At 72.5% G+C, this 8,409-nt stretch carries 8 protein-coding genes; 2 read left to right on the top strand and 6 right to left on the bottom strand.

Annotation, left to right across the window (positions count from 1 at the left end):
• The 5 genes from G3I42_RS20350 to G3I42_RS38250 all read right to left on the bottom strand — a co-directional run.
• Positions 1-1,363, bottom strand: a 1,363-nt coding sequence (locus G3I42_RS20350; RefSeq protein WP_343244604.1) for a betaine/proline/choline family ABC transporter ATP-binding protein, incomplete at its 3' end; no start/stop codon positions are given.
• Positions 1,364-1,451: 88 nt separating this feature from the next.
• Positions 1,452-2,099 (bottom strand): ABC transporter permease, encoded by a 648-nt coding sequence (locus tag G3I42_RS20345; RefSeq protein ID WP_164287931.1) that lies wholly within the window; start codon positions 2,097-2,099, stop codon positions 1,452-1,454.
• 164 nt (positions 2,100-2,263) lie between these two features.
• Positions 2,264-2,737: an Lrp/AsnC family transcriptional regulator gene (locus G3I42_RS20340; RefSeq protein WP_164287929.1), complete on the bottom strand. Its 474-nt coding sequence runs from the start codon at positions 2,735-2,737 to the stop codon at positions 2,264-2,266.
• Positions 2,738-2,929: 192 nt separating this feature from the next.
• The gene (locus tag G3I42_RS38255; RefSeq protein ID WP_275405271.1) at positions 2,930-4,141 is read right to left on the bottom strand and encodes an FG-GAP-like repeat-containing protein; all 1,212 of its coding nucleotides are present in this window, start codon (positions 4,139-4,141) and stop codon (positions 2,930-2,932) included.
• Positions 4,129-4,515, bottom strand: coding sequence for a trypsin-like serine protease (locus G3I42_RS38250; RefSeq protein WP_275405270.1), 387 nt, complete (start codon positions 4,513-4,515; stop codon positions 4,129-4,131). Before G3I42_RS38250 ends, G3I42_RS38255 begins: the two co-directional genes overlap by 13 nt.
• 307 nt (positions 4,516-4,822) lie before the next feature.
• Here G3I42_RS38250 and G3I42_RS20330 point away from each other — a divergent pair, with 307 nt between their 5' ends.
• Entirely contained in the window at positions 4,823-6,217 is a 1,395-nt protein-coding gene (locus G3I42_RS20330) for an FAD-linked oxidase C-terminal domain-containing protein (RefSeq protein WP_164287927.1), read from the top strand.
• A gap of 46 nt (positions 6,218-6,263) precedes the next feature.
• On the opposite strand, the gene G3I42_RS20325 is transcribed toward G3I42_RS20330, so the two are convergent.
• Entirely contained in the window at positions 6,264-6,743 is a 480-nt protein-coding gene (locus G3I42_RS20325) for an SsgA family sporulation/cell division regulator (RefSeq protein WP_164287925.1), read from the bottom strand.
• A gap of 165 nt (positions 6,744-6,908) precedes the next feature.
• Here G3I42_RS20325 and G3I42_RS20320 point away from each other — a divergent pair.
• Positions 6,909-8,409 (top strand): DUF2510 domain-containing protein (locus G3I42_RS20320; RefSeq protein WP_343244603.1); only part of this gene is annotated, 1,501 nt, incomplete at its 3' end.

Below are 8,409 nucleotides of genomic sequence, written 5' to 3'. Positions count from 1 at the left end.
TCTCGGGTCCCGCGTCGCTGACGGCCGAGCCGCCCGGCCGCAGTCCGCCGGGGTTCTCGGGCGAGCCGTCGGGCGCGGCGACCCCCGTGCCGCCCGCCCCGGCCCCCGTACCGCCCGGCCCCGCCCCCGTACCGTCCGAGGCCCCCGTCCCCTCCTCCTCCGTCTCCAGGGCTGTGACCCGGCCGTGGTGGGCGTGGTCCTGCTCCTCCTGGATCTCCTCCAGCTCGTGGCGGTGCTCGATCGCTTCCAGACGGTCTTCTTCGAGCAGTTCGTGCACGGAATTCATCAGGGTCTGCATGTCGACGACGCCCTCGTACTCGCCGCGCCGCCCGGTCACGGCGACGCGGCCCGCGTTGTCCGTGAGCACCGCCTCCAGCGCGTCGCGCAGGGTGGCGTCCCGCGTCACGGTGTCCTGCACGAGCGCCCCGGCCCGCGAGAGCGAGCCCTTGGCGCGGCTGAGGTCGCCGCGCCTGAGCCACTTGTAGGGGCGCTCGCGACGGTCGAGCATGAGCAGTTCCGTACGACCTGCCTCGCGGAGCTTGTCGAAAATGGTCTGGAGCGGGTCGTCGACGGACACGGTCGGCCAGTCGGTGATCCCCACGTCCCGTACCCGGGTGAGGTTGAGGCGCTTGAGCGCCGCGCCCGCGCCGACGAAGCCGGAGACGAAGTCGTCCGCCGGATTGGTCAGGATCGCCTCCGGGGTGTCGAACTGCGCGATCTTCGAACGATCACGCAGCACCGCGATCCGGTCGCCGATCTTGATCGCCTCGTCGAAGTCGTGCGTCACGAAGACGATCGTCTTGTGCAGTTCGTGCTGAAGCCTGATCAGCTCGTCCTGGAGGTGATCGCGCGTGATCGGGTCGACGGCGCCGAAGGGCTCGTCCATGAGCAGGACGGGCGGGTCGGCGGCGAGCGCGCGGGCGACGCCCACGCGCTGCTGCTGACCGCCGGAGAGCTGCCGCGGATAACGCCCGCGGAACTCCGCGGGGTCCAGCCCCACCAGGTCGAGCATCTCCTCGACCCGGTCCTTCACCCGCCCCTTGGGCCAGCCGATCATCTTCGGCACGAGCGCGATGTTCTGCGCGACGGTCAGGTGCGGGAAAAGCCCGGACGACTGGATCGCGTAGCCGATCTTCCGCCGCAGTTTCACCGGGTCCATGTCGGTGACGTCTTCGCCGCCGATCCTGATCCGTCCGCTGCTCGGTTCGATGAGCCGATTGATCATTTTGAGCAGCGTCGTCTTGCCGCCGCCCGAGGGGCCGACGAAGACGACGGTCTCGCCCGCCTTGATCTCCAGGCTCACGTTCTCGACGGCGGGGACGGTGGTGCCCGCGTAGATCTTGGTGAGGTTCTCCAGCTCGATCGTCGCCCCGCTCGTGTCTCCCGTCCCCGGCGCGGCCGGGGCGGTCGTCGCTGCGGGCGCCGAGGCGCCCGAGGGCGGTGTGGTGGCGTCAGACACGGATACCCCTCGGGATGGTGAGCCTGCCGATCAGGACGTAGCCGAAGTCGAAGAGCAGGGCGAGGATGACGATGCCGACGGTGCCGGCGAGGACCTGGTTGAGGGCGTTCTTGCTGCCCAGCGAGGCGATGCCGCGGAAGATCTCGTTACCGAGCCCGGGCCCGGACGCGTACGCGGCGATCGCGGCGATCCCCATGAGCATCTGCGTCGAGACGCGGATGCCGGTGAGGATCGGCGGCCACGCGAGCGGCAGTTCGACCCGCAGGAGCCGGGCGGTACGGGACATGCCGATGCCCTTCGCGGCGTCCACCAGCGTCGCGTCGACCCCGCGCAGGCCCACGATCGCGTTGCGGACGATCGGCAGCAGCCCGTACAGCACGAGCGAGATGACCGTGGGCGCGACACCGAGCCCCACGATCGGCACGAGCAGGCCGATGAGCGCGAGCGAGGGGACCGTGAGGATCGTCGAGGTGGCGGTCGTGGCGAGGTTGCCCGCCCACTCCGAGCGGTAGCTGAAGATGCCGATCAGCACCCCGATGACGGTCGCGATGACCATGCACTGGAAGACGGCGCTCGCGTGCTGGTAGGCGTCCGAGAGCAACTGCTCGTGCCGGTTGCCCACATAGGTCCAGAAATTCACGCCACCGCTCCTGACTCCTGACGTCGTCCGGCCGGTCCACCGCGCGCGAGGGCGATACGTGTACGTGCCGTACCGCTCCACAGTGGCGGCGACGCCCGGACCGCGCCCCCCGGGTACCGCCATCCGGCGGTCACGGGGCGCGAGGGCACGGGGGAGGGGCGGGCCTACTCGCGCGCGGCGTGCGCGGCCTGCTCGATGAGCGGGAGGACCCGCAGCGGTACGGGGTTCTCCATGACGATCGCCGTCGAGGCCCGCACGATCCCCTCGAACCCGACGACCTGGTCGATGACCCGTTGCAGATCGGCGTTGGACCGGGCCACGAGGCGGCACAGCATGTCGCCCTGCCCCGTCGTCGTGTGCAGTTCGAGCACCTCCGGCACCCGCGCGAGATGCGCCCGTACCTGCTCCCCGCGCCCCTGCCGGATCTCCAGCGTCGCGAACGCGGTGACGGGATACCCGAGCGCCGCCGGGTCCACCTCGGGCCCGAACCCGCGGATCACCCCGCGCGCCCGCAACCGGTCGAGCCGCGCCTGCGCCGTCCCGCGCGCGACCCCGAGCCGCCGCGACAGGGCGAGCACCCCGATCCGCGGCTCGCGCGCGAGCAGCAGCAGAAGACGGGCGTCGAGGGCGTCGATCATGAAGGGCTCCCGGCCGAACGGGTGACGGACGGCGGATGGTGGAGGACGGATGACGGGTGACGAGTACGAGTGACCCAATTCAGTCATCCGCGGCCGGGAGCGGACAAGACACGGGACGGAAGGGACCGTCCCCGTGCCGGAAGGGGCCGTCCCCGTGCCGGGAGGGCACGGGGACGGCTGGGGACGGCTGGATCAGATGTAGTCGTCGCCCGGGGTGATCAGGAAGTTGTGCCCCGAGTTGCCGCGCAGCCCGACTCTGCCGTCAGTGCTCCACACCCACATGTCGGCCAGGCCGTCAGCGGTGACGTCGGAGAACTGGAGGCTCCCCTTCGGCTGGCCGAGGAAGTTGGCCCAGCCGCTGCTCCAGTGGGTGCCGCCGTCCCAGTAGGTGCCCTTGTTGGTGCGGACGGAGATGTCGCCGTTGGTCTCGTGGACGATGAGGTCGGCCTTCTTGTCGCCGTCGATGTCGGCGAAGTACAGCTTCCCCTTGCCCTTCTGACCGAGGAAGTTGGCCCAGCCGCTGCTCCAGTGGGTGCCGCTGTCCCAGCCGGTGCCCTTGTTGAGCCGGACGGAGACGTCGCCGTTGGTCTCGTGGACGATGAGGTCGGCCTTGCCGTCGCCGTTGACGTCCGCGAAGTACAGCCGTCCCTTGCCCTCCTGGCCGAGGAAGTTGGCCCAGCCGCTGCTCCAGTGGGTGCCGCCGTCCCAGCCGGTGCCCTTGTTGAGCCGCACCGCGATGTCGCCCTTGGTGTCATGGACGATGAGGTCGGCCTTCTTGTCGCCGTTGACGTCGGCGAAGTACAGCCGTCCCTTGCCCTCCTCGCCGCGGAAGTTCTGCCACCCCGTGCTCCACTGGGCGGGCGTGGTGAAGCGGTAGACGGGGCTGCCGGGAGTGGACGCCCACTTCGACGCGGCGGGGCGCACGGTGATGGTGCCCTTCTCGTCCAGGACGAGGAGGTCGCTGCGCCCGTCACCGGTGACGTCGGCGGCGAAGGAGACCTCCCGCAGCCGGTCCTTCGTCTCCTGCACCCAGGCGCGCGTCGCGCTGTCGTCCACCCGGACCGCCAGCGCGTCCGTACGGGTCTCGGCCGCGTCCTGACCGAAGCAACCGCTTTGGTAGGAACGGCTGTTCACGGCGACGAGCTGAAGTGCGCCGTCCGTCTCGCGGACGAGGGGGCCTCCGGCGTCCCCGGCGCAGACGGCGGCGCCGTCCTGGCCGCTGACACCGACTTCGCCGGCCTCCACGGTGTCGAGGCGGAAGGCGCCGGAGTGCGCGGAAAGCGGCGACCACTCGGTGGCGGTACGGCCGTAGCCGACGGAACGCAGTGTCTCGCCCGCCGCCGGGGCCGCCGTGGCGAGCGGTATCGGCGCGACATCGATGACCGGCCGCTTCAGGCGGGCCATGACCAGGTGTGTCCGGCGTAGGGCGCGAGTTCGGTGACGTCGGTGACGAAGCCCGTCGTCGTGGTGAGATCGGGGCGGCCGACCGTGACCGTCGTGTGCTCCTTCGGGGCGCCCGCGGCCGGGACGGCGCCGGAAGCGGGGTCGTCCACGAAGCAGGACGCGGCGGTCAGGACCCAGCGGGCGTCGATCAGGGTGCCGGAACAGGCTCTGGCGCCCTCGCCGATGTCGATCCGGACCGTGGCGGCCAGGGCCTTCTCGGTGCTGGGGGCGCTGGGGCCGCGCACGGCGGCGGCCGGGAAGGCGCCGGACAGGAGTGTCCCCGCGGTCAGGACGGCCGCCAGCGCCGTCAGGCGTACGGACAGCACACGTTTCATGGAGTCAGGTCCTTCGTGCAGTGGCTCGCGGGACGCGGCGCGGCGGGGCCCGGGAACGGCGGACGCGAAAGCCGTGCACACGTCGTCCGGCGAGTGGAGGTCCTTTCCGTCCTTCCCGCGAGCGCGGAATTGAAGAAGATGTGAGCAGTGGGTGTCGGTTCCAGGCGAACGCCGGTCACCTTATCTCCACGACTCGTTGCGTGCAGCAGGAAGTTGACGGTCAGTCGACGCATCCTCACGGGCGCGGGGCCGGGGCGCGCGGCCGGGGTCTTCACACCCGGCGCCTCTCGATGCCACTGTGGGGATCATGACCGAGCTGCAGCGCGAGGGTGCTTCCGCCGGGCTTCTCGACGACCTCCGGGCCGGGCTGCCCGCCGGGGCCGTCGTCGACGATCCCGAGGTGGTCGCCTCGTACGCGCACGACATGGCGAGCTTCTGCGCGGCCGGGCGGGCGGCTGTCGTCGTGCTGCCCCGTACCGTCGAAGAGGTCCAGCACGTCATGCGGACCGCGACCGCGCACCGCGTGCCCGTCGTGCCGCAGGGGGCGCGCAGCGGGCTGTCGGGGGCCGCGAACGCGATCGAGGGGTGCGTCGTCGTCTCGCTCGTCAAGATGGACCGCATCGTCGAGATCGATCCCGTCGAGCGCGTCGCCGTCGTCGAGCCCGGCGTCATCAACGCGGCGCTCTCGCGCGCCGTCGCCGAGCACGGACTGAACTACCCTCCCGATCCGTCGAGCTGGGAGATGTGCACGATCGGCGGGAACATCGGGACCGGCTCCGGCGGGCTGTGCTGCGTCAAGTACGGCGTCACCGCCGAATACGTCCTCGGGCTCGATGTCGTCCTCGCCGACGGCCGCCTCCTGCGCACCGGGCGCCGCACCGCCAAGGGCGTCGCCGGGTACGACCTCACGCGGCTCTTCGTCGGCTCCGAGGGCAGCCTCGGAATCGTCGTACGCGCCGTGCTCGCCCTCAAGCCCGCGCCCGCCCCGCAACTCGTCCTCGCCGCCGAGTTCGGCACAACGTCCGCCGCCTGCGCGGCCGTCAACGCGATCATGACGGGCGGCCACACCCCGTCCCTCCTCGAACTCATGGACCGCACGACCGTCCGCGCCGTCAACGCGCACGCCCGCATGGGCCTCCCCGAGTCCACCGCCGCACTCCTCCTCTGCGCCTTCGACACCCCGGAGCCCGGAGCCGACTTGGCCGCCGTCGCCGCCCTGTGCCGCGAGGCGGGCGCGAGCGAGGTCGTCCCCGCCGAGACGCCCGCCGAATCCGAACTCCTGCTCGCCGCTCGGCGGTTGTCGCTCGTCGCGCTCGAAGCGGTCAAGGGCACCACGATGATCGACGACGTCTGCGTGCCCCGCTCCCGCCTCGCCGAACTCCTCGAAGGAGTCGAACGCATCGCACAGGCGCACGAGTTGACCATCGGCGTCTGCGCCCACGCGGGCGACGGCAACACCCACCCCACCGTCTGCTTCGACGCCGCCGACGAGGACGAGTCCCGCCGCGCCCGCGCCTCCTTCGACGAGATCATGGCCCTCGGACTCTCGCTCGGCGGCACGATCACGGGCGAGCACGGCGTCGGCCTCCTCAAGAAGGAGTGGCTCGCGCGCGAGTTGGGCGAGACAGGGCTGGAGGTGCAGCGCACGCTCAAGGCCGCGCTCGACCCGCTGAACATCCTCAACCCCGGCAAGGTGCTGTAGGCGGAGCGGGAGGGCGCGGTGCGAGCACGGGGCCGCACGCCGCCGCTCACTCGCTCTCGTACCCCTCCTCCCGCCACGGATCGCGGTCCCGCTGCCACAGTTCCTCCACCGGCATCGGCGCGAGCAGGTGCCGCAGGCCCTCCTCGATGCCGAGCAACTCGGCCTCCGTGCCCGGTGGTACGAGCCGCAGCGTGCGCTCCAGCCACGCCGTCATCGGCAGCGCGGGCGCCTGGATGAGCGCTTCGCCGTCCGGCGAGGTGAGCGCGACCTGTACGGTCTCGCGCCCGTCCTCCTTCGCCGGCCACACCCGCACGTCGCCGTGCCCCGAGGGCCGGAACACGCCTTCGATCAGTAGTTCGCGCGAGAAGGTCCACGCCACCGGGGACTCGGAGTTGAGGTGGAAGAGGATGTGCACGGCGTAGGGGTCGTCCGTGCGGTACGTCAGCCGTGCGGGTACCGCGACGGTGCGTTCCGGCGAGACGAGGAGCTGGAGTTCGAGTTCACGTTCCACGACGGAGTGCGCCACGGCTGGTCCCTTTCTGCCTCTGCGACGGCCCACCTACAGGCCCGTACCGGGAGAGAGGGCGGTCGCAGCACAGCATTACGCGGGTTGCGGAAAGTTTTTTGGTCAACCGCCGGGATTGCCTCCACCTCCGCCGGACCGGCCCGCAACACGCCCGAGTTCTGGTAAATGTGGACGCCCACCCCACTCACCGAGCAGATACGGGACGAGCGGACGATGAGCGCCCCCACTCCGGCAGCAGGCGACGCGTACCCCGGCGAGGGGTACTACCCCGATCCCTCCATCCCCGGCTACCTGCGCTACTGGAGTGGTACGGGGTGGGTCGCCGGCACCAGCCGCCCCGCGCCCGCCGACGGCTCGGTCCCGCCCCCGCCCCCCGGCTACCCGCGCCAGGCCGCGCAGCCGCCACCCGCCCCGGCCGGGAACGCTCCCGAGGAGACCGGGCCCCTCTTCTTCGACGGCCCCCGTACCGCCACCTCGCCCGTCCTCTACGGCCCCGAGCCCACCAACGCGCCACAGGAACCCGACCCCTGGAGTGCGGACACCTCCCAGGGCCGGCCCCCGCGCGTCTCCTGGGGCGCGGGCCCCGAGCAGGGCAACGACCCGCGCGTCCCGCACCCCGCCGCCTCGCCCGAGTCCACGGGCGACCCCAACCCTTACCGCGACACGCCGCAACCGCCGTACGACACCCGCCCCCCACTCGAACCCGTCCGCCCCCAGCCCACGCAACCGCGTCCGGAGGGCACCGGCACGGTGAGCCTGCGCCCGCAGGGACAGGTGACGCCTTATCAGGGGCAGGGGCAGGGCGCGGGCGTTGCCGGTGCGGGCGGCGATGGCGCGGTGCCCGGCGGTGGTACGGGGCCGGGGGAGCGGCGCGCGCTCGACGCGCCGGGCGCGTATCCCGCCCTTCCGTCGGCCGGTGGTCCCACGACGGGCGGCCAGGGCACGCTGTCGATGCGCCCGAGGAGCGGTGGCGGGGCGGCGGGGGAGTGGGAGCGGGGACAGCAGTGGGGCGGGGGCCCCGGCGCGAACCCCGAGAACGGTACGGCCGAACCGGGCGGCTTCGAGGCGGGCGGCTCGGAGCCCGGGGCCTTCGAGCCGGGCGGCTCCGCGTCAGGCGCGTCCGCGCGGGGCGGCGTCGCCTTCGGCAAGCCGGCGGGCATGGACGACACGGTACGGGCCCGCGCTGCCCGCCTCGCGGAGCAGGAGGCCCCGCCCGCGGCGTACCGACCGGCGGCGTCGGGGTACGCGGACGCGGCGGGGAACCGCGCCGGTGGTCATCGCGGGAACCAGGTCTCCGGCACCCCTGGGAACCAGGTTTCCGCCACCCCTGGGAACCCCGCTCCCGCCTCGCACGTTGGGCCCACCGGGGGGCCCAGCCAACCCCTAGGTGAAGCGTTCGACCGCCCCCTAGGGGGCACGCCCGGCACTCCCGCAGCCCCCGCCACCCCCGGGAACCCCGCCCCCGCCTCGCGCGTTGGGCCCACCGGGGGGCCCAACGAACCCCTAGGTGAAGCGTTCGACCGCCCCCTAAGGGACGCCCCCGCATCCCCTCCCCCCTCGGCCCCCGCCCCCACCCGCTCCTGGGCCGCCCAGGTCTCCGCCCTCGCCCAGCCCGCCCACACCGCCGCCGCCCCGGGCAGCGAGGGCAGCGCCCCCGTCACTCCGT

This window comes from Streptomyces sp. SID11385, from assembly GCF_010548245.1.
In the GTDB taxonomy this organism is placed as follows: Bacteria; Actinomycetota; Actinomycetes; order Streptomycetales; family Streptomycetaceae; genus Streptomyces.
The sequence above is the reverse complement of the archived record's forward strand: the minus strand, read 5'-3'. Positions and strand labels throughout refer to the sequence as shown.

Excerpts from the sequence above, each read along its gene's own strand:
- G3I42_RS20340 (WP_164287929.1), bottom strand. The coding sequence starts at position 2,737 with ATGATCGACGCCCTCGACGCCCGTCTTCTGCTGCTGCTCGCGCGCGAG.
- G3I42_RS38255 (WP_275405271.1), bottom strand. The coding sequence starts at position 4,141 with ATGGCCCGCCTGAAGCGGCCGGTCATCGATGTCGCGCCGATACCGCTC.
- G3I42_RS38250 (WP_275405270.1), bottom strand. The coding sequence starts at position 4,515 with ATGAAACGTGTGCTGTCCGTACGCCTGACGGCGCTGGCGGCCGTCCTG.
- G3I42_RS20330 (WP_164287927.1), top strand. The coding sequence starts at position 4,823 with ATGACCGAGCTGCAGCGCGAGGGTGCTTCCGCCGGGCTTCTCGACGAC.